Origin of the sequence: Cupriavidus pampae (assembly GCF_914271485.1) — a bacterium.
Classification (GTDB): domain Bacteria; phylum Pseudomonadota; class Gammaproteobacteria; order Burkholderiales; family Burkholderiaceae; genus Cupriavidus; species Cupriavidus pampae.
In genome coordinates this window covers 138084-158972 of record NZ_CAJZAG010000006.1, presented here as the reverse complement: position 1 = coordinate 158972, position 20889 = coordinate 138084, and the positions used below count along the sequence as shown (strand labels likewise).

At 63.6% G+C, this 20889-nt stretch carries 20 protein-coding genes; all 20 read left to right on the top strand.

The window, feature by feature from the left end:
- Positions 1–35: 35 nt before the first annotated feature.
- Positions 36–1769 (top strand): GMC family oxidoreductase, encoded by a 1734-nt coding sequence (locus tag LDO41_RS16125; protein WP_223989923.1) that lies wholly within the window; start codon positions 36–38, stop codon positions 1767–1769.
- Between the two features lie 333 nt (positions 1770–2102).
- On the top strand, positions 2103–2885 hold the full coding sequence (locus LDO41_RS16120) for an ABC transporter ATP-binding protein (protein WP_223989920.1): 783 nt from the start codon (positions 2103–2105) through the stop codon (positions 2883–2885).
- Between the two features lie 19 nt (positions 2886–2904).
- On the top strand, positions 2905–3651 hold the full coding sequence (locus LDO41_RS16115; RefSeq protein WP_223989918.1) for an ABC transporter ATP-binding protein: 747 nt from the start codon (positions 2905–2907) through the stop codon (positions 3649–3651).
- Positions 3652–3740: 89 nt separating this feature from the next.
- A complete protein-coding gene (locus LDO41_RS16110; protein WP_223989916.1) occupies positions 3741–4949 on the top strand; it encodes an ABC transporter substrate-binding protein in 1209 nt (402 codons plus the stop codon).
- 137 nt (positions 4950–5086) lie between these two features.
- On the top strand, positions 5087–5971 hold the full coding sequence (locus LDO41_RS16105; RefSeq protein WP_223989914.1) for a branched-chain amino acid ABC transporter permease: 885 nt from the start codon (positions 5087–5089) through the stop codon (positions 5969–5971).
- Entirely contained in the window at positions 5971–7017 is a 1047-nt protein-coding gene (locus LDO41_RS16100; protein WP_223989912.1) for a branched-chain amino acid ABC transporter permease, read from the top strand. Before LDO41_RS16105 ends, LDO41_RS16100 begins: the two co-directional genes overlap by 1 nt.
- 296 nt (positions 7018–7313) lie before the next feature.
- Positions 7314–7793 carry a hypothetical protein gene (locus LDO41_RS16095; RefSeq protein ID WP_223989910.1) on the top strand — a complete coding sequence of 160 codons (480 nt, stop codon included), beginning with the start codon at positions 7314–7316 and terminating at the stop codon, positions 7791–7793.
- Between the two features lie 204 nt (positions 7794–7997).
- Complete coding sequence (locus tag LDO41_RS16090) at positions 7998–9164, top strand: ABC transporter substrate-binding protein (RefSeq protein ID WP_223989908.1); 1167 nt, start codon at positions 7998–8000, stop codon at positions 9162–9164.
- 16 nt (positions 9165–9180) lie between these two features.
- Positions 9181–10245: a branched-chain amino acid ABC transporter permease gene (locus tag LDO41_RS16085; protein WP_223989906.1), complete on the top strand. Its 1065-nt coding sequence runs from the start codon at positions 9181–9183 to the stop codon at positions 10243–10245.
- A gap of 3 nt (positions 10246–10248) precedes the next feature.
- Positions 10249–12105 carry a branched-chain amino acid ABC transporter ATP-binding protein/permease gene (locus LDO41_RS16080; RefSeq protein ID WP_223989904.1) on the top strand — a complete coding sequence of 619 codons (1857 nt, stop codon included), beginning with the start codon at positions 10249–10251 and terminating at the stop codon, positions 12103–12105.
- Positions 12095–12835: an ABC transporter ATP-binding protein gene (locus LDO41_RS16075; RefSeq protein WP_377741605.1), complete on the top strand. Its 741-nt coding sequence runs from the start codon at positions 12095–12097 to the stop codon at positions 12833–12835. The genes LDO41_RS16080 and LDO41_RS16075 overlap by 11 nt, the downstream gene beginning before the upstream one ends.
- A gap of 169 nt (positions 12836–13004) precedes the next feature.
- On the top strand, positions 13005–14945 hold the full coding sequence (mnmG, locus tag LDO41_RS16070) for a tRNA uridine-5-carboxymethylaminomethyl(34) synthesis enzyme MnmG (RefSeq protein WP_223989902.1): 1941 nt from the start codon (positions 13005–13007) through the stop codon (positions 14943–14945).
- A complete protein-coding gene (gene rsmG, locus LDO41_RS16065; protein WP_223989900.1) occupies positions 14946–15662 on the top strand; it encodes a 16S rRNA (guanine(527)-N(7))-methyltransferase RsmG in 717 nt (238 codons plus the stop codon).
- A 55-nt stretch (positions 15663–15717) separates the two neighbouring features.
- A complete protein-coding gene (locus LDO41_RS16060; RefSeq protein WP_223989898.1) occupies positions 15718–16491 on the top strand; it encodes a ParA family protein in 774 nt (257 codons plus the stop codon).
- 25 nt (positions 16492–16516) lie between these two features.
- Positions 16517–17422 carry a ParB/RepB/Spo0J family partition protein gene (locus LDO41_RS16055; protein WP_223989896.1) on the top strand — a complete coding sequence of 302 codons (906 nt, stop codon included), beginning with the start codon at positions 16517–16519 and terminating at the stop codon, positions 17420–17422.
- 355 nt (positions 17423–17777) lie between these two features.
- Positions 17778–18263, top strand: a complete 486-nt coding sequence (locus tag LDO41_RS16050) for an ATP synthase subunit I (RefSeq protein ID WP_223989894.1) — start codon at positions 17778–17780, stop codon at positions 18261–18263.
- A 270-nt stretch (positions 18264–18533) separates the two neighbouring features.
- Entirely contained in the window at positions 18534–19400 is an 867-nt protein-coding gene (atpB, locus tag LDO41_RS16045) for a F0F1 ATP synthase subunit A (protein ID WP_223989892.1), read from the top strand.
- A 69-nt stretch (positions 19401–19469) separates the two neighbouring features.
- Positions 19470–19736, top strand: a complete 267-nt coding sequence (gene atpE, locus LDO41_RS16040; RefSeq protein ID WP_092138471.1) for a F0F1 ATP synthase subunit C — start codon at positions 19470–19472, stop codon at positions 19734–19736.
- Positions 19737–19841: 105 nt separating this feature from the next.
- Positions 19842–20312 (top strand): F0F1 ATP synthase subunit B, encoded by a 471-nt coding sequence (locus LDO41_RS16035; RefSeq protein WP_223989890.1) that lies wholly within the window; start codon positions 19842–19844, stop codon positions 20310–20312.
- A gap of 2 nt (positions 20313–20314) precedes the next feature.
- Complete coding sequence (locus tag LDO41_RS16030; RefSeq protein ID WP_223989888.1) at positions 20315–20857, top strand: F0F1 ATP synthase subunit delta; 543 nt, start codon at positions 20315–20317, stop codon at positions 20855–20857.
- Positions 20858–20889 lie beyond the last annotated feature (32 nt).

Here is a 20889-nt window from a genome sequence, read left to right as displayed (position 1 = left end):
ATTCCGATAACAAACCGATGCTGGACCAAAGGGACATGGAGACATACGACTACATCATCGTGGGTGCCGGCTCAGCTGGCTGCGTACTGGCGAATCGCCTGACGCAGGACACCGACGTCAACGTGCTGCTGCTCGAAGCGGGCGGCAAGGACGACTATCACTGGATTCATATCCCGGTCGGCTATCTGTATTGCATCGGTAATCCGCGCACGGACTGGCTCTATCGCACGGTGGCGGAAGCGGGACTGAACGGCCGCTCGCTCGGCTATCCGCGCGGCCGCGTGTTGGGCGGTTCATCGTCGATCAACGGCATGATCTACATGCGCGGCCAGCGCGAAGATTACGATGACTGGGCGCGCCTCAGCGGCGACGACGGCTGGCGCTGGGACAACGTGCTGCCGCTGTTCAAGCGCAGCGAGGATCATTACCGCGGCAACAGCGAGTTTCACGGCGCGGGTGGCGAGTGGCGCGTGGAAGCGCAGCGTCTGCGCTGGGACATCCTGGAGCGATTTATCGATGCAGCGGAGCAGGCCGGCATTCCGCGCACCGATGATTTCAATCGCGGCGACAACTTTGGCGTGGGCTATTTCGAGGTCAACCAGCGTCGCGGCATTCGCTGGAACACGTCGAAGGCATTCCTGCGCCGCGCGGCCGATCGGCCAAATCTCACCATTGTCACTGGCGCACAGGTCAGCGCGCTGACGTTCGACGAGGACGCCGGCGGCCGCCGTTGCACGGGCGTGCGCTATGTCGGCGGTGGCGTCGAGCGCGAGGCGCGCGCCAACGACGAGGTCATCCTCGCGTCGGGTGCGATCAATTCCCCGCAGTTGCTGGAGTTGTCGGGCATCGGCCAGCCGGAGCGCCTGCAGGCGCTCGGCATTCGCGTGCGGCATGCGTTGCCGGGCGTCGGCGAGAACCTGCAGGACCATCTGCAGTTGCGCACCGTGGTCAAGGTCGATGGCGTGCGCACGCTCAACACGCGCGCGGCGCGCTGGTGGGGCAAGCTCGGCATCGGGCTGCAATACGCGTTCAACCAGAGCGGGCCGATGAGCATGGCGCCCTCGCAGCTCGGTGCGTTTGCGCGCAGCGATGCGAACCAGGCGCGGCCCAACCTCGAGTATCACGTGCAACCGCTCTCGCTCGACAAGTTCGGCGATCCGCTCCATCCATTCAATGCGTTCACGGCCAGCGTGTGCAATCTGCGGCCGACGTCGCGCGGCAGTGTGCATATCGAAAATGCCGACTTCCGTCGCGCGCCCGCGATTGCGCCGAACTATCTGTCGACGGAGGCGGATCGCAAGGTGGCGGCCGATTCGATTCGCCTCACGCGGCGCATCGTGGCATCGCCGGCACTGGCCCCGTATCGTCCCAACGAATGGCTGCCGGGTGCGGCGTTCGAGACCGACGAGCAGCTCGCCGAAGCGGCCGGCGCGATCGGCACCACGATCTTCCATCCGGTGGGTACCTGCCGCATGGGCCGCGCCGACGATCGCACGTCGGTGGTCGACGAGCGTCTGCGCGTGATCGGCATCGATGGCCTGCGTGTGGTCGATGCATCGGTGATGCCGCTGATCACGTCGGGCAACACGAACTCGCCGACGATCATGATTGCCGAGCGCGCGAGCGACATGATTCGCGCGGACCGCAAGGCGCGCCGGGGTGGCAGCGACGTCGTCGACGATGCGGCGCGCGAGGCAACGACGAGTGCCGCGACCACGAATCAGAAAGCCGTCGCGCAGGACTCGCGCACCACGAGCGTGCAGGCATAAGCGCATCATGGCCGCACTGCGTCACGCGCGCCAGGCGTTGTGGCGGCCATGTCTTGTGCCTAGTGCAAACCCCGATGTTTTGCGACGCAACAGGCGCACACAATAGTCGCCGGTATACGGGCCCGAGCCTGCACATCCATGGTGCGGCGCCCGTATGCGAGCGGTAGCCGCACCGCACACATATGCCGATCCATCGGCACCCGGACGAACGCTGTACATGGCGTTATCGCGAGGGCACTACAAGCGGCAGCATGGCGACACGCGCCGCGGATCCAACCATTGTCAGTGCCGGGCACAACCCGGTGGCGCAGCAAGAGGGCGGGCAGGAGACTTATGAGGCCGGAAAACACTGAGGACAACATCCTGGAGACCAGGAACCTCACCAAGGAATTCAAGGGGTTCACCGCGGTCAGCGACGTGAACCTGCGCGTGCGGCGTGGATCGATCCACGCCCTGATCGGCCCCAATGGTGCCGGCAAGACCACGTGCTTCAACCTGCTGACGAAATTTCTCGAGCCGACCACCGGTACGATCCTGTTCAACGGCATCGATATCACGCGTGAGAAGCCTCCGCAGATCGCGCGCCGTGGCGTGATTCGCTCGTTCCAGATTTCGGCCGTGTTTCCGCACCTGACGGTGCGCGAGAACGTGCGCATCGGCCTGCAGCGTCAGCTCGGCACCGCGTTCCAGTTCTGGCGCAGCGAGCGGTCGCTCGACGTGCTCGACGAGCGCGCGATGGAACTGCTCGAACAGGTGGGTCTGACCGAGTTCGCCAACACGGTGACGGTGAACCTGCCGTATGGCCGCAAGCGCGCGCTCGAGATCGCCACCACGCTGGCGATGGAACCGGAACTGATGCTGCTCGACGAACCCACACAGGGCATGGGTCACGAGGACGTGGACCGCGTCACGCAGCTGATCAAGAAGGTCTCCGCCGGCCGCACCATCCTGATGGTCGAGCACAACATGAACGTGGTCTCGTCGATCGCGGACAAGATCACCGTGCTGCAACGTGGCGCGATTCTCGCCGAGGGACCGTACGCGGAGGTGTCGAAGGACCCGCGCGTGATGGAAGCCTACATGGGCACGGCGGACGCCGAGCTGCAGGGCCATTGAGCCACCGGATCGCTACGATATGACGAACACGAACGCTCCCAAGGGCACCGCCGCGCTCGAGATCCGCGACCTGCATGCATGGTACGGCGAGTCGCACATCCTGCATGGCGTGAACCTGACCGTGAATCACGGCGAGGTGGTCACGCTGCTGGGCCGCAATGGCGCGGGCCGCACCACGACGCTGCGCGCGATCATGGGTCTGACCGGCACACGCAAAGGCTCGATTCAGGTGAACGGCCACGAGACCATCGGGCTGCCCACGCACAAGATCGCGCACTACGGTATTGGCTACTGCCCCGAAGAACGCGCAATTTTCTCGAGCCTGTCGTGCGAAGAGAATTTGCTGCTGCCGCCGCAGTTGAAGGTGGTGGGCGGCGATGCCTCGCGCACGGGCATGACCGAGGCCGAGATCTACGAGATGTTCCCAAACCTCGCCGAACGCCGGCAGAGCCAGGGCACGCGTCTCTCGGGTGGCGAGCAGCAGATGCTGGCCGTCGGCCGCATCCTGCGCACGGGCGCCAACCTGCTGCTGCTCGACGAGATTTCGGAAGGGCTCGCGCCGGTCATCGTGCAGGCACTCGCGCGCATGATCCTGATGCTCAAGAAGAAGGGCTACACGGTGGTGATGGTGGAGCAGAACTTCCGCTTTGCCGCGCCACTCGCGGACCGCTTCTACGTCATGGAACACGGCACCATCGTCGAGCGCTTTGCCGCGGACGAGTTGCAGGCCAAGATGCCGGTGCTCAACGAACTGCTTGGGGTCTGATCGCGCGCGGCATGCATGCCGTGGGGATCGAACGATTGTTGTAGGCAGGAACGGGTGGCCTTGCGCCGCCGAAACTCAGGAGACAAAACATGAAGATGACTCGGCTGGCGGTCGCGGTAGCAGCGACTGTATTGGGTGCCGTCTCGACGGCTGCTTCGGCGCAGGTATCCAACGACACCGTGAAGATCGGCTTCATCACCGATCTGTCGGGTCTGTATGCCGACATCGACGGACAGGGCGGTCTCGAAGCCATCAAGATGGCCATCGAGGACCACGGTGGCAAGGTGCTGGGCAAGCCGATCGAGCTGATGTCCGCCGACCACCAGAACAAGGCAGACATCGCCGCCTCGAAGGCGCGCGAATGGATGGACCAACAGGGCCTGGACCTGCTGGTGGGCGGCACCAACTCCGGTACCGCGCTCGCGATGAACAAGGTCGCTTCCGAGAAGAAGCGCGTGTACATCAACATCGGCGCCGGCACCGCGCGCCTGACCAACGAAGAGTGCTCGCCGTACACGGTGCACTACGCGTATGACACGGTGGCTCTGGCCAAGGGTACCGGCAGCGCGGTGGTCAAGCAGGGCGGCAAGTCGTGGTTCTTCCTGACCGCGGATTACGCCTTCGGTCATTCGCTCGAAGCTGATACCGCAGCCGTGGTCAAGGCCAACGGCGGCACGGTGGCCGGTCAGGTACGTCACCCGCTGTCGGCGTCGGACTTCTCGTCGTTCCTGCTGCAGGCGCAGGCGTCGAAGGCACAGATCCTGGGTCTGGCCAACGCCGGTGGCGACACCATCAATTCGATCAAGGCGGCCAAGGAATTCGGCATCACCAAGACGATGAAGATCGCGGGTCTGCTGATGTTCATCAACGACGTGCACAGCCTGGGCCTGAAGAACACCGAAGGCCTGCTGATGACGGACAGCTGGTACTGGGATACCAACGACGAGACGCGCAAGTTCGCCAACCGCTATTTCGGCAAGATGAAGAAGATGCCGAGCTCGCTGCAGGCCGCGGATTACTCGTCGGTGTCGAACTACCTGAAGGCAGTCGAAGCGGCCAAGACGGATGATCCGGACAAGGTCATGGCCGAACTGAAGAAGATGAAGCTCGACGACTTCTACGGCAAGGGCCAGATTCGCCAGGACGGCCGTTACGTCCACGATATGTACCTGATGCAAGTGAAGGCACCGGCCGATTCGAAGAAGCCGTGGGACTACATGAAGGTCGTGACGACGATCCCGGGCGACCAGGCTTTCACCACGGTTGCCGAATCGAAGTGCGCGATGCTGAAGAAGTAATCGTTGCTGGCGTGAACCGCTGACAACGCAGTACGCCCTCTCCCCGTCGGGGGAGGGTGGGGGGAAGGGGAGATGCGCCCCGACCCCGACTCCACCTTGCGCTCTCCGATGACCCGGAGAGCAGACAGTCGGTTGCCATGGATATTTTCGGTATTCCCCTTCCCGCCATGCTGTCCCAGCTACTGCTGGGCCTCGTCAATGGCGCGTTCTACGCGATGTTGAGTCTGGGGCTCGCCGTGATTTTCGGCCTGCTCAACGTGATCAACTTCGCCCACGGTGCGCTGTTCATGCTCGGCGCCGTGCTCGCGTGGGCCGGCATGGAGTACGCCGGGCTCAATTACTGGGTGATGCTCGCGCTTGCGCCGCTGCTTGTCGGCGTGATCGGCGTGATCATCGAGAAGAGCATGCTGCGCTGGATCTACAAGCTCGACCATATCTACGGTCTGCTGCTGACGCTCGGCATCACGCTCGTGATCGAAGGCGTGCTGCGCTCGATCTACGGCGTGTCGGGCCTGCCTTACTCGCCGCCAGAAGCGCTGCAGGGCGCGACCGATCTCGGCTTCATGATCCTGCCGAACTATCGCGGCTGGGTCGTGGTGGCATCGCTGATCGTGTGCTTCGCCACTTGGTTCGTGATCGAGAAGACGAAGCTCGGCGCCTACCTGCGTGCCGGTACCGAAAACCCCAAGATGGTCGAAGCGTTCGGTATCAACGTGCCGCTGATGGTCACGCTGACATACGGCTTCGGCGTGGCGCTGGCCGCGTTTGCAGGCGTGCTGGCGGCACCGGTGATCCAGATCTCGCCGCTGATGGGCCAGAACCTGATCATCGTCGTGTTCGCGGTGGTGGTGATCGGCGGCATGGGTTCGATCATGGGCTCGATTCTTACGGGTCTGGGCCTCGGCGTGATCGAGGGCCTGACCAAGGTGTTCTATCCTGAAGCTTCGTCCACTGTGGTGTTCTTCATCATGGTGATCGTGCTGCTGCTGCGCCCGGCCGGTCTGTTCGGGAGGGAGAAATAATGAGTGGAGTTACCGGACAGGCGGGACAACCCGCCGTCGCCAACAGCGCCAACGGCACCAAGCAAGGAAGCGGCGTGCAGAAGAAAGTCTTGTACGGCCTGCTGCTGCTGGCCCTGATCGCCGCGCCGATGGTGGGCGCATATCCTGTGTTCGTGCTCAAGGTGCTGTGCTTCGCGCTGTTCGCTTGTGCTTTTAACTTGCTCATCGGTTTCACGGGCCTGCTGTCGTTTGGCCACGCTGCATTCTTCGGTGGCGCGGGCTATGTGGCTGGCCAGGCGATGAAGGTGTGGGGCGTGACGCCCGAGATCGGCCTGCTGCTCGGTACCGCCGCGGGCGCGGCGATCGGCTATGTGGTTGGCTCGGTCGCGATTCGGCGCCAGGGCATCTACTTCTCGATGATCACGCTCGCGCTGGCGCAGATGCTGTTCTTTATCTGCCTGCAGGCGCCGTTCACGGGTGGTGAGGATGGTCTGCAGGGCATTCCGCGCGGCAAGCTGTTCGGCGTGCTGTCGTTGTCCAATGACCTGACGCTCTACTACGTGGCGCTCGTGATCATCGTGGCCGCATTCGCGCTGATCGTGCGCACGGTGCATTCGCCGTTCGGCCAGATCCTCAAGGCGATCAAGGAGAACGAGCCGCGCACGATCTCGCTCGGCTACGACACGGACAAGTTCAAGCTGATGGCCTTCGTGCTGTCGGCCGCGCTGTCGGGCCTGGCCGGTTCGATCAAGGCACTGGTGCTGGGCTTCGAGACGCTGACCGACGTGCACTGGTCGATGTCGGGCTCGGTGATCCTGATGACGCTGGTGGGCGGTCTGGGTACGCTGTCGGGCCCGGTGGTCGGCGCGTTCGTGATCGTCGCGCTGGAGAACAAGCTGGGCGATATCGGCGCGTTCCTCGCCTCGGCCACCGGCATCAGCTGGTTCAGCGTGCTCGGCGAGTCCGTGACGATGGTCACCGGCATCATCTTCGTGATCTGCGTGCTGACGTTCCGCCGCGGCATCATGGGCGAGTTGATCGCGCTGACGAGCCGGAAAAAGCACTGACGGCACCCATGCGGCGCGCGCTTGCCCGCTTTTGGGGCTAGGGTTTCTTCTAGCTTGTCTCGGACGCACCGCTTAGTTACATTGCATATACGGTTTTCGCAGGTTACTTGGAGGCGGAAGCGAGGAGACGACAAGGCGCGCACCCGACTACGGGTAGCAAGTGCCAATAAGCATAAAAGGCGTTGCTGGACGATTCCGGCAACGCCTTTTTTATTTGCTCCACGGTTTGGCACCGTCGTAACATCGCCGTGGCATGCTCCTGGTGTCCGCATATCGCTCCAACCTCGCCTATCTCGATGTCTTCTCTCCCGCAGTACGCCCCCCGCCTTGCCCAGTCTCACGACGCCAATCGCCTCGATGTGTGGCTGGCCGCGCTGCGTCCGCTGCCCGTGCCGGACGCCCGCGCACGCCGTTTGGCGCTCGAGGCGTTGCTTGCACAGGGCGGACAGGGCGCCTGCGTCATGATCGATAGCAGCGATGGCACCATGACGGTGCAAGCCTTGCTTCCCGTGACCTTGGTCCACAGCCTCCTACATGCCGGCCGCGTGGCTATGGTGACCGAGTGGTGGTGCGCGGCGGCGAACCCTGCCTCGGCGAGCTCGCAGTTCGATGCGTGTGTGGCCTTATTGGACGACTGGTGCCGCGCGCATGGCATCCGGCACGTGCTGGCGGCGCCCGCGCTGCTGTCCGGCAGCGATCCTGCTACCGGGTTCATGCGCGACACCAGCGGTCTTTGGCGGCGCGACTGCGTGCCGGCGGCGAAGTCCCTCGGCTAACGGTGCGCATGTTCGCTTTCATCGCCCGACACTGCGGGTTAATCCCGCTTCTTCGCCACAAAACGCTGGGTTAGACTCGATTCGCATTCCCGACCGCACGGTCGGCGAATGCGGTTGCGCAGCGGGCCGATATCAGGACTGGAGGCATCCGCCGGCCGGAAGGCGGCGGATGCCTTTTTTCGTTTCTGAACCTAAGGAGAGGACATGTCATTGAAGCGTGCCAGCTCGCTGGCGCTTGCCACCGCCTGCCTATTTGCCGGAGTCACAGTTGCCGGGGTCGCCCATGCGCAGATCAAGGTCGGGGTTACCGTATCCGCGACCGGCCCCGCCGCATCGCTGGGCATTCCGGAAAAGGACACGTTCACGCTCATGCCGAAGCAGATCGGTGGCAAGACCGTCGAGTACATCGTGCTCGACGATGCTTCGGACACCACCACCGCGGTCAAGAACACCCGCAAGCTCGTCAGCGAGGACAAGGTTGACGTCATCGTCGGCTCCACCGTGACGCCGAACTCGCTCGCGATGATCGACATCGCCGCCGAAACCGGTACGCCTATGATCACCATGGCCGCATCGGCGCGTCTGATCGAGCCGATGGACACGAAGCGCGCGTGGATCTTCAAGACGCCGCAGAACGACTCGCATATGGCCACCGCCATTGCCGAGCACATGACCAACAACAACGTGAAGACGGTGGCATTCATCGGCTTTGCGGACGCGTACGGCGATAGCTGGGCGCAGGAATTCATCAAGGTCGGCGAGCTGCGCAAGATCCGCGTGGTGGCCAACGAACGATTCGCGCGCACCGATACCTCGGTGACGGGGCAGGTGCTCAAGATGATGAGCGCGAATGCCGACGCGGTGCTGATCGCAGGATCGGGTACGCCAGCGGCGCTACCGGCCAAGACGCTCAAGGAGCGCGGCTACAAGGGCAAGATCTACCAGACGCACGGCGTGGCCAATGCCGATTTCCTGCGCGTATGCGGCAAGGATTGCGAAGGCACGTTCCTCCCGGCGGGCCCGCTACTGGTGGCCGAACAATTGCCCGACAGCAACCCCGTCAAGAAGCCCGCGATGGCGTACAAGCTCGCGTACGAGAAGGCCTTCGGCGGTCAGGTATCGGGCTTCGGTGGACATGCATGGGATGCCGGCCTGCTGCTGCAGCACGCGATACCGGAAGCGCTCAAGAAAGGGCAGCCCGGTAGCAAGGAGTTCCGCAAGGCATTGCGCGACGCGCTCGAGCAGACCAAAGATCTGCCGGTGTCGCACGGGATCATGAACATGAGCGCCACCGACCACCTCGGCATGGATCAGCGCGCGCGCGTGATGGTGCAGATCGTCGACGGCAAGTGGAAGCTGCAGTCGCGCTGATACAGGCGCCACCGCCATGGACCTCTCGATTGCCGCGATCCTCGCGCAGGACGGCATCACGTCCGGCGCGATCTACGCATTGCTTGCCCTCGCGCTGGTGCTGGTGTTTTCGGTCACGCGCGTCATCTTCATCCCACAGGGCGAGTTCGTCGCGTATGGCGCGCTGACGCTGGCGGCCATGCAGGCCGGCCACGCGCCGCGCACGACGTGGCTGCTGCTGGCGATGGGCGCGCTCACGTTTGTACGCGAGATCGTGCTGCTGCTGCGCCGGCGCGGTACGCACACCGATACCGTTCGAACGCTGGCTGTGCTCGTGGGCAAGTATCTGCTGTTTCCGCTCGCGGTGCACGGCGTTGTTCGCCTTTATGGCACGCAGGCGCTGCCGATGCTCGCACAAATCGCGTTGACGCTGCTCGTGGTGATTCCGCTGGGCCCGATGCTGTACCGGCTCGCGTATGAGCCGCTGGCAGAGGCGAGCACGCTTGTGCTGTTGATCGTCTCGGTGGCCGTGCACTTCGCGCTGGTCGGACTCGGTCTCGCGATGTTCGGCGCCGAAGGCTCGCGCACGGACGCATTCTCCGACGCGCGGTTCGAGCTGGGCATGGGCACGGGTACGCTCACCGTGTCGGGACAGAGTCTGTGGGTGATCGGCGTATCGGCGCTGCTGATCGGAGCGCTCTACTGGTACTTCGAACACACGATCCACGGCAAGGCATTGCGCGCCACCGCGGTGAACCGGCTTGGCGCGCGCCTGGTGGGTATCGGCACGGCGCAGGCCGGCAGGCTGTCGTTCACGCTGGCCGCCGCGATGGGTGCGTTGTGCGGGATCCTGATCGCGCCAATGACGACGATCTACTACGAGTCGGGATTCCTGGTCGGGCTCAAGGGCTTTGTCGGCGCGATCGTCGGTGGTCTCGTGAGTTATCCCGTAGCGGCCGCCGGCGCGTTGCTGGTGGGCCTGCTAGAGTCGTACTCGTCGTTCTGGGCGAGCGCGTTCAAGGAGGTGATCGTGTTCACGCTGATCCTTCCGGTCCTGCTGTGGCGCTCGCTGTCGGGCAAGCGCGTCGAAGACGAGGAGTAGGCGGTGACGATGCTGACCGAGAAGCCTGTCGCGCGTGCGACCGCGAGCGGTGATCGGGTGCGTGCGCGCCTGCCGTGGCATCGTGTGCTTGCGGTGCTGTTCGTGCTCGCACTCGCGGCCATGCCGGCGCTGCCCACCCCCGAGTTCTGGATCACGCTTGGCAACTACATCGGGCTCTATAGTCTCGTGGCGATCGGCCTCGTGCTGCTGACCGGTGTGGGCGGCATGACGTCCTTCGGGCAGGCCGCGTTTGTCGGGCTCGGCGCGTACAGTACCGCGTACCTGACCACGCAGTTCGGGCTGTCGCCCTGGATCGGCTTGCTCGCGGGCCTCGCGGTTACGTTGTGTTGCGCGAGCCTGATCGGCGCGATCACCATGCGCATGTCCGGTCATTACCTGCCGCTCGCGACGATCGCGTGGGGCCTCTCGCTGTTCTACCTGTTTGGCAATCTCGAGTTCCTCGGCAAGTACGACGGGCTCACCGGCATCCCGGTGCTGTCGGTGTTCGGCGTGCCGCTGCAGTCGGGACGCGCGATGTTCTATGCGATCTGGTGCGTGGTGCTGCTGGCCATGCTGCTCTCGGCCAACCTGCTGAACTCGCGCCCGGGGCGCGCGATTCGCGCGCTCAAGGGCGGGGTGACGATGGCTGAATCGATGGGCGTATTCACCGGATGGATGAAGGCTGTCGTATTTGTGCTTGCAGCAATGTTCGCGTGCATATCTGGCTTCCTTTACGCGCATCTGCAACGCGCGGTGAATCCGACCCCGTTCGGACTCAACCACGGTATCGAATACCTGTTCATGGCGGTGGTCGGTGGCGTGGGCCATGTGTGGGGCGCCATCGTCGGGGCGGGGGTGCTCACGATTCTCAAGGACATGCTGCAAGGGCTGTTGCCACATTTGCTGGGTACCGCCGGAAATTTCGAGATCATCGTATTCGGCGTACTTATGGTGGCGCTGTTGCAGTACGCGCCGGATGGGATATGGAATTACCTAGCGCGATGGTTTCCGGATGGACCGCGCGTATACGCACCCGACCACGCGTTGCCATTGCCGATGCGGCAGAAGCCCGATGCCGGTACGTTGCTGCTCGACGTGCGTAACGTACGTAAGGAGTTCGGTGGCCTCGTCGCCGTGAACGACGTCAGCTTTCAGGTGCGCGCTGGGGAGATCGTCGGGCTTATCGGTCCTAACGGTGCCGGCAAATCGACGACCTTCAATCTGATCACGGGCGTGGCGACGCTGACGGCAGGGGAGGTGCGTTATGGCGACGAGGTCATCTCGAATCGTCCTTCACGTGAAATCGTCAGGCGCGGTATTGGCCGAACCTTCCAGCACGTGCATCTGCTGCCATCCATGTCGGTGCTCGAGAACGTCGCGCTCGGCGCGCATCTGCGTGGCGACTTTGCCGCGCACGGGGGCGTCGCTGCGGCGATGCTGCGGCTCAATTGCGAAGAGGAACGCAAGCTGCTGTTCGAGGCGCGTACCCAGCTCGAGCGGGTCGGTCTGGGCGACCGCCTGTACGACGAGGCCGGTAGCCTGGCGCTCGGTCAGCAACGCGTGCTCGAAATCGCGCGCGCACTGTGCGCCGATCCGGCGCTACTCCTGCTCGACGAACCCGCCGCGGGATTGCGCCATCTCGAGAAGCAGGCGCTGGCCGCGCTGCTCCGCAAGCTGCGAGGGGAGGGCATGAGCGTGCTGCTGGTCGAGCACGACATGGACTTCGTCATGAACCTGACCGATCGCCTGGTAGTGATGGAGTTTGGCACGCGCATCGCCGAGGGGACGCCGGAGCAGGTGCAACGCGACCCCGCGGTGGTCGAGGCCTATCTGGGCACGGGAGATCGCCATGGTGCTTGAGATCGACGACCTCCATGTGCGGTACCGCAAGATCGAAGCGGTGCACGGTGCCAGTCTGCGCGTGGAAGCTGGCAGCATCGTGACCGTGATCGGCCCGAACGGTGCGGGCAAATCGACGTTGCTCAACGCGATCATGGGTGCGCTGCCGACCTACGGCGTGGCGGCCGGCGCCATTCGCCTGTTCGGCGACGACGTGACGGCACTGCCGATCGAGGAGCGGGTCGCCCTCGGTATGTCCCTGGTGCCGGAGCGCCGTGAACTCTTCGGCTCGATGAGCGTCGAGGACAACCTCGTGCTCGGTGCATTCCGGCGCAAGCGGGCAGGGGAGCGCGCCTATCTCGATCAGATGGACGTGGTCTACAACCTGTTCCCGCGTCTGCGTGAGCGGGCGCGACAGGAGGCCGGCACGCTGTCGGGCGGGGAGCGCCAGATGCTGGCAATTGGCCGTGCCCTGATGGCGCGTCCGCGTCTGCTGATGCTGGACGAGCCCAGTCTCGGGCTGGCGCCGCTGATCGCGCGGGAGATTTTCCAGATCATCGATCGCCTGCGCCAGAGCGGCGTGGCCACACTGCTGATCGAGCAGAACGCCCGCGCCGCGCTCCAGGTGGCGGACTACGGCTACGTGCTCGAGACCGGTGATGTGGTCATGGCAGGGCCGGCGAACGACCTCGCCCACGACCCGAAAGTTGTCGAGACGTACCTCGGTCTCGGCCGGCGCAGCGCGGCCTGAGCGCCTTCCACGCAGAAGTGTTTCACGTGAAACACAAGTGCCTCTTCCGAGGAGAGTTCGGCGTCATGTTCCACGTGAAACATTGAACCGGTCAAAGTGCGGCAGCCGATTGCCGCTATAATTCGGCATCCCAAATTTTCCGCTCACGACCTCCCGGAGGAGGTGTCCCATGCTTTACCCCAAAGAATTCGATGTCATCGTCGTTGGTGGCGGCCATGCCGGCACCGAAGCAGCACTTGCCGCCGCCCGTATGGGGTGCCAGACGCTGCTGCTGACCCACAACATCGAAACGCTGGGGCAGATGAGCTGCAATCCGTCGATCGGCGGCATCGGCAAGGGGCATCTGGTCAAGGAAGTGGACGCCATGGGCGGTGCCATGGCCGCCGCCACGGACGAGGCCGGCATCCAGTTCCGTATCCTGAACTCGAGCAAGGGCCCGGCTGTGCGTGCTACGCGCGCCCAGGCGGATCGCGTGCTGTATCGCAAGGCCATCCGTACCCGGCTCGAGAACCAGCCGAACCTGATGCTGTTCCAGCAGGCCGTCGACGATCTGATGGTCGAAGGGGACCGCGTGGTAGGCGCCATGACGCAGGTCGGCATCGCTTTCCGCGCCCGTGCCGTGGTGCTTACCGCCGGTACGTTTCTGGATGGGAAGATCCACGTCGGCCTGGAAAACCACACCGGTGGCCGTGCCGGTGACCCGGCATCGGTCTCGTTGTCGGCTCGGCTCAAGGAGCTGAAGCTGCCGCAGGGCAGGCTGAAGACCGGCACGCCGCCGCGTATCGATGGTCGCACCATCGACTTCTCGGCCATGGAAGAGCAGCCGGGTGATCTCGATCCGGTGCCGGTGTTCTCGTTCCTCGGTCACCCGAGCCAGCACCCGCAGCAGTTGCCATGCTGGATCACGCATACCAACGCGCGCACGCATGAAGTCATTCGTGGCGGTCTCGACCGCTCGCCGATGTACACGGGCGTGATCGAAGGGGTAGGGCCGCGCTACTGCCCGAGCATCGAAGACAAGATCCATCGGTTTGCCAGCAAGGAAAGCCACCAGATTTTCCTGGAGCCGGAAGGGCTGACGACCAACGAGTTCTACCCGAACGGCATCTCGACGAGCCTGCCATTCGACGTGCAGCTGGACCTCGTGCATTCGATCCGCGGTCTGGAGAACGCCCATATCCTGCGCCCCGGGTATGCGATCGAGTACGACTATTTCGACCCGCGCGCGCTCAAGTCTTCGCTGGAAAGCAAGGCCATCGCGGGCCTGTTCTTCGCCGGTCAGATCAATGGCACCACGGGCTACGAAGAGGCCGCGGCACAGGGCCTGCTGGCGGGTATCAACGCTGGCTGCTTTGCGCGCGAGCGCGAAGCGTGGGCGCCGCGACGCGATCAGGCATACCTCGGTGTGCTGGTCGATGATCTCATTACGCGTGGCGTGACAGAGCCGTACCGGATGTTCACCAGCCGCGCGGAATTCCGCCTGAGCCTGCGCGAAGACAACGCCGATATGCGTCTGACCGAGGCTGGGCGCGAGCTTGGCGTGGTCGATGACGTCCGCTGGGATGCGTTCAACCGCAAGCGCGACGCTGTTTCACGTGAAACAGAGCGCCTGAAAAGCACCTGGGTCAACCCGTCAATCCTGCCCGAAGCCGATGCCGTGCCGCTGCTGGGCAAGGCCATCGAGCGCGAGTATTCGCTGGCCGATCTGCTGCGCCGTCCGGCGGTCACCTACGATGCCCTGATGGCATTGCAGGCGGGGCGCTATGCGCCGGAGCACACGCTCGACGCCGATGCGCTGCTGGCGGCGCAGATCCGCGAGCAGATCGAGATCGGCATCAAGTACCACGGCTATATCGCCCGCCAGGCAGCGGAAGTGGACAAGCTCGAGGCCAACGAGTCGACGCGCCTGCCAGCCGACTTCGATTACACCGAGGTCCGTGGCCTGGGCTTCGAGGTCAGCCAGAAGCTCAACCAGCACCGGCCCGAGACTCTCGGTCAGGCTTCGCGGATCTCGGGCGTCACGCCGGCCGCGATCTCGCTGCTGCTGGTGCACCTCAAGAAGAAGGGCATGGGTCGCGGAGCCGCGACCGGTGGCCAGGAGGCAGCCTGAGTGGGCGGCTCCCGACATGGTGTACTCGACGTAGCCGCGCAGCGCCCGCGGCTGGAGGCAGGCCTCGACGCCATTGGCCTGCCGCTGACGCCCGCGCAGGTCGATACGCTGCTGGCGTACCTGACGCTGCTTGGCAAATGGAATGGCGTCTATAACCTGACCGCGATCCGTCACCCCGACGAAATGCTCACGCACCATCTGCTCGACTCGCTGGCCGCCGTGCCCGCGCTCGCGCAGGCGGCACGTGAAACGTCGGTAGGCACCGGGGCGCGGGGCAGGGTGCTCGACGTCGGCTCCGGTGGCGGCATGCCCGGCCTGCCGCTGGCGATCGCCCATCCGGACGTCTCGGTGCGCATGGTCGATATCGTGCAGAAGAAAACGGCGTTTCTCACGCAATGCCGCGCGCAACTCGGCCTGACCAATGCCTCGGCGCATTGGGGCCCGGTGGAAAAGCTCGAAGACGCGGACGGCTATGCGGTCATCACGTCGCGCGCGTTCGCGGAACTGACTGACTTCGTCACGCTGTCGGGCCATTTGCTTGCGCCGGGCGGACGGCTGATCGCGATGAAGGGCGTCTATCCACAGGCCGAGCTCGATCGCATGGAAGCCGCGGGCCTGATGCCCGCGTGGCAGGTAGAAGCGGTACCGCGCCTGACGGTGCCGGAACTGGACGCCGAGCGGCACCTCGTGGTGCTGTCGCGTCGAGTGGATAATTAAGCACATGTCTGATGCGACTAACGCATCGGGACACACACAGGAGCTTCGGGAGCCTATGGCCAAGGTATTCGTGATCGCCAACCAGAAGGGCGGCGTTGGCAAGACCACCACAACGGTCAATCTTGCCGCCGGCCTCGCCGCGCAGGGACAGCGCGTGCTGCTGGTCGACCTCGATCCGCAGGGCAATGCCTCGATGGGTTCCGGCATCGACAAGCAGTCGCTCGAACACAGCGTGTACCAGGTGCTCGTGGGGCTGTCGACGGTTGCCCAGGCACGTCAGCGTTCGGAAGCCGGCAAGTACGACGTGCTGCCGGCCAATCGAGAGCTGGCTGGTGCCGAGGTGGAGCTGGTCGACCTCGACCAGCGCGAGCGCCGGCTCAAGCAGGCACTGGTCGAGGTCGATGCCGACTACGACTTCGTACTGATCGACTGCCCGCCATCGCTGTCGCTGCTCACGCTCAACGGACTGTGTGCGGCGCACGGCGTGATCGTGCCGATGCAGTGCGAGTACTTCGCGCTGGAAGGGCTGTCCGACCTCGTCAACACGATCAAGCAGGTCCACGCCAACCTCAATCGGGACCTCAAGGTCATCGGCCTGTTGCGCGTGATGTTCGACCCGCGCGTGACGCTGCAGCAGCAGGTGTCGGCCCAGCTCGAGGCCCACTTCGCCGACAAGGTGTTCAAGACCGTCATTCCGCGCAACGTGCGTCTCGCGGAGGCACCGTCTTACGGCATGCCCGGCGTCGCATTCGACGTGTCTTCCAAAGGGGCCAAGGCCTATCTCGATTTCGGCGCGGAGATGATTGCCCGCGTCAGGCAGCTCGGCTGAGCGCCAACATCCGAAGGACTGGGACATGAGTACCGCAAAGAAGAAGGGCCTCGGCCGCGGGCTGGAAGCGTTGCTGGGCGGACCGGCCGAGATCGTCGAGACCTCGAGGCAGGAAGGGGCGCCGTCGGTGCTGCGGCTCGAGCAGCTGCAGCCCGGCAAGTATCAGCCGCGCACGCGCATGGACGAGGGCGCCTTGCAGGAGCTGGCCGCGAGCATTCGCGCGCAGGGCCTCATGCAGCCGATTCTCGTGCGTCGCGTGGCCGAGCCCGATCGCTACGAGATCATCGCCGGCGAACGCCGCTTCCGCGCCTCGAAGCTCGCGGGCCTCGATCGCGTGCCGGTGCTGGTGAAGGAAGTTGCGGACGAAGCCGCGGCGGCGATGGCGCTGATCGAGAACATCCAGCGCGAGGACTTGAACCCGCTGGAAGAGGCGCAGGGCATCATGCGTCTGATCCGCGAATTCCGCTTCACGCACGAGCAGGCCGCCGAGTCGGTCGGCCGTTCGCGCAGCGCGGTGTCCAACCTGCTGCGCCTGCTCAATCTGGCCACACCGGTGCAGACGATGCTGATGGCTGGCGACCTCGACATGGGTCATGCACGCGCGCTGCTCGCCGTCGATGGCGCGCATCAGATCACGCTCGCGAACCAGATCATCAACAAGCGGTTATCGGTGCGCGAAACGGAGAAGCTCGTCGCTTCGACGCTCAAGCCATTCGACCTCAAATCGCTCAAGCAGAAGGCTGGTTCCGGCATGCGCGACGTGGCGCGGCTCGAGGAAGAACTATCGGACGCCCTCGGCCTGGCCGTGCAGATCAAGCTCGGCGCGCGTGGCAAGGGCCAGCTGACGATTCACTTCACGAGCAACGATGCACTCGATGGCGTGCTGGTACGCCTGCGCGAACCGACCGAAGGCCAGCCCTCGGCCGGATAAGATTTCAGCTTCGGGGCAGTGGTATGAAAATCGTGGGCGATAGTCGGACATCGAGGTAACCGGTGTGCATGCGCGGCGTCCGTGGGCACGATGTAGATACGTGCGAACGCGGGTGCGCCAGCATCTCCCACGAAGCAATTCGATGACGTCAGGCGTCAACGTCGCGCAATTTCAGCACTGCCATCATCGATGCGTGATAGCAACCGTTGTGCGAAATTCAATGCAAGCTAACTGAAAGCAGATTGACTCGCATTGGCTATTGCTCGTAGAATCGTGCGGTTTGAATTCTGGCCGGATTCGAGTGGTTCCGCGAGTGGTTCCAGTCTGAAACAAGGCTAACGTAGGTGGTGCGCAGGTGGTGGTTCGAGACCGTCAGCAGCGCGTCGGCACGCCCGATCCATGGGATGACGACGCTGAGAGTGAAGAACAGGTTGTCGATCCGCTGTCGCATGCCGACGCGGTGAAACTGCTTGGCGAACGCGCATTGCGTCCGTCGCGGATGACACCGGCCAAGGTCGTGCTGGCACAGGCAGTGGTAACGCTGCTGTCGGCGATTGCCTGGGCCGTGTTTGCGCGCGAGCAGGGCCCGTCGGGATGGTCGGCCTTTTTTGGCGGCGCCGTGTGCGTGATTCCTAGCGGCTTCTTCGCATTGCGACTGTGGATGTCGCGTGCGCGGCCAACAGTCGGTGGACTGGTGGCCGGCGAGGCGATCAAGGTATTCGCGACCCTTGCACTATTTGTGCTGGTCATCGTGCTGTACCGCGATCTGCGCTGGGTGCCGATGCTCGTCACGTTTCTGCTGACGCTCAAGACATACTGGGTGGCACTCGCGATTCGCTGAGTTTCATTCTGGAGCGTCATGCAAGTGGGCTTCCGCCTCCGGTGGGGTTCTCATACGCAATATCAAGTTTTTCCGTACGGCCTGTCACGACAGTGACGCGCCGCGCGGCCAAGGTGATGCCCGGTCTGAAAATCGGGCCCGAACAACAACCAGGCGTGCCTGCTTCGCGGTGACCGGCCAAGTGGCCGAAGGCGAAGCAAGACGCATACCGACATCCGCGCACTGCGCGGGTGCGGTGTAAAAATTTCGCAATATACCGTTCGCTCCGACATGTCAGAAGCTACCCAAGCAGCCGAGCATGCGCTCACACCCTCAGGCTATATCGCCGAACACTTGAAGAACTTGAATTCGGTGGGCGGGAAGCAGCATTCCGTCGTCGATTTCAGCATCCTCAACTACGACACGATTTTCTGGTCCGTCCTGTGCGGCGCCATCGTCCTGTTCGTCCTGTACATCGCCGCGCGCCGCGTGACGCCTGGCGTGCCGGGCCGTTTCCAGGCCTTCGTGGAGATGGTCGTCGAGATGGTGGACGATCAGGCCAAGGGCATCATCCATGGTGACCGCTCGTTCATCGCCCCGCTCGCGCTGATGGTGTTCTGCTGGATCACCATGATGAACGCGATCGATCTGATCCCCGTGGATTGGGTCACCGGCCTGAATCATCTGCTGGGCCTGTTCCATCTGCATCTGCCGCACCACCGCGCCGTGGCCACCGCCGACCTGAACGGCACGCTGGGCATGTCGGCATCGGTGCTCGTGCTGATGATCTACTACAGCTTCAAGATCAAGGGCGTGGGCGGTTTCGCACACGAACTGTTCTCGGCCCCGTTCGGCGCCAAGTGGTATCTGGCCCCGTTCAACCTGATCCTGAACGTCATCGAATTCCTGGCAAAGGCCGTTTCGCTCGGCATGCGGTTGTTCGGCAACATGTACGCCGGCGAACTCGTGTTCCTGCTGATCGCGCTGCTGGGCTCCATGTGGACGTTTGGTGCGGACCTTTCCGCGCTGGGCTTCGTCGGCCATGTGATCGCAGGCGCGGTCTGGGCGATCTTCCACATCCTGATCGTGCTGCTGCAGGCGTTCATCTTCATGATGCTGACGCTGGTGTACATCGGCCAGGCTCACGATCACCACTGATTTTTCCGGTTTTAAGTTTTAGTTTTTTGGTTTTTTGGTTCTAAGTCTCTCTAAATTTAAGGAGTCATCATGCAAGCATATCTCGCCAACATCCAAGGTCTGACCGCAATCGGTATCGGCATCATCATCGGCCTGGGCGCAATCGGCGCCTGCCTCGGTATCGCACTGATGGGTGGCAAGTACATCGAAGCGTGCGCACGTCAGCCTGAACTGATGAACCCGCTGCAAACCAAGATGTTCCTGCTGGCCGGCCTGATCGACGCCGCATTCCTGATCGGCGTGGGCGTGGCAATGCTGTTCGCGTTCGCCAACCCGCTGCTGGCTGTCATTCAGTAAGTCTTTTCGGTCTGCATGATGCTGACGGGCGGATCTGGCCTACGTCTGATGGCCCGGCCGCCCTTGTGCATTTATCTGTAGTTTGATTACCGAAAGGAACACACCATGAATCTGAACGCAACGTTTTTTGCGCAGATGGTCGTGTTCTTCATCCTGTGGTGGGTTGTTGCCAAATTCATTTGGCCGCCGCTGGTGAAGGCGCTCGACGAACGCGCAAAGAAGATCGCCGACGGCCTCGCCGCTGCCGAAAAGGGCAAGGCCGAGCTCGAACTGGCTAACAAGCGTGTGGACCAGGCTATGGCCGAAGCCCGCACCGAGGGTGCCCAACGCGTCGCTGACGCCGAAAAGCGCGCTCAGCTGACGGCCGACGAGATCAAGCAGAACGCCCAGGCGGAAGCCGCACGCATCATCGCCCAGGCCAAGGCCGAGGCGGAGCAGCAAGTCACCCGCGCGCGCGAAGAACTGCGCGACCAGGTGGCAACGCTGGCCGTGAAGGGCGCCGAGCAGATCCTCAAGCGTGAAGTGAACGCGCAGGTGCACGCAGACCTGCTCAATCAACTGAAGGCTGAGCTCTAATCATGGCTGAATCCGCAACCATTGCCCGTCCCTACGCAGAGGCGCTGTTTCGCGTCGCAAGCCAGGCGGATGCAGGCAGCATGGGTGCATGGTCCGAGCTGGTGTCGGAAATGGGGCAGGTTGCCGCCAATCCCGACATGAAGGCGCTTGCCGACGATCCGAACGTCCCTGGCCAGAAGCTGGCCGAGGTGTTTCTGTCGGTGCTGAAGTCTCCGGTCAACGACGAAGCCCGACGCTTCGTCAACCTGCTGGTGGAGAACAACCGCCTGACGGTCATGCCGGAGATTGCCGAACAGTTCCATGCGCTCAAGAACGCCCGCGAAGGTTCGTCCGATGTCGAGATCACCAGTGCTTTCCCGCTGGACGACTCGCAACTGAAGGACCTGGTCGCCGCGCTCGAACGCAAGTTCGCCCGCAAGCTGTATCCGACCGTGACCGTGGACTCGTCCCTGATCGGCGGCGTAAGCGTCAAGGTCGGCGACGAAGTGCTCGACACCTCCGTGCGTGCGCGCCTGGCTGCCATGCAGACCACGCTGACCGCCTGATCGCTACGGCCGACGGATTGAAGAATTAGGAG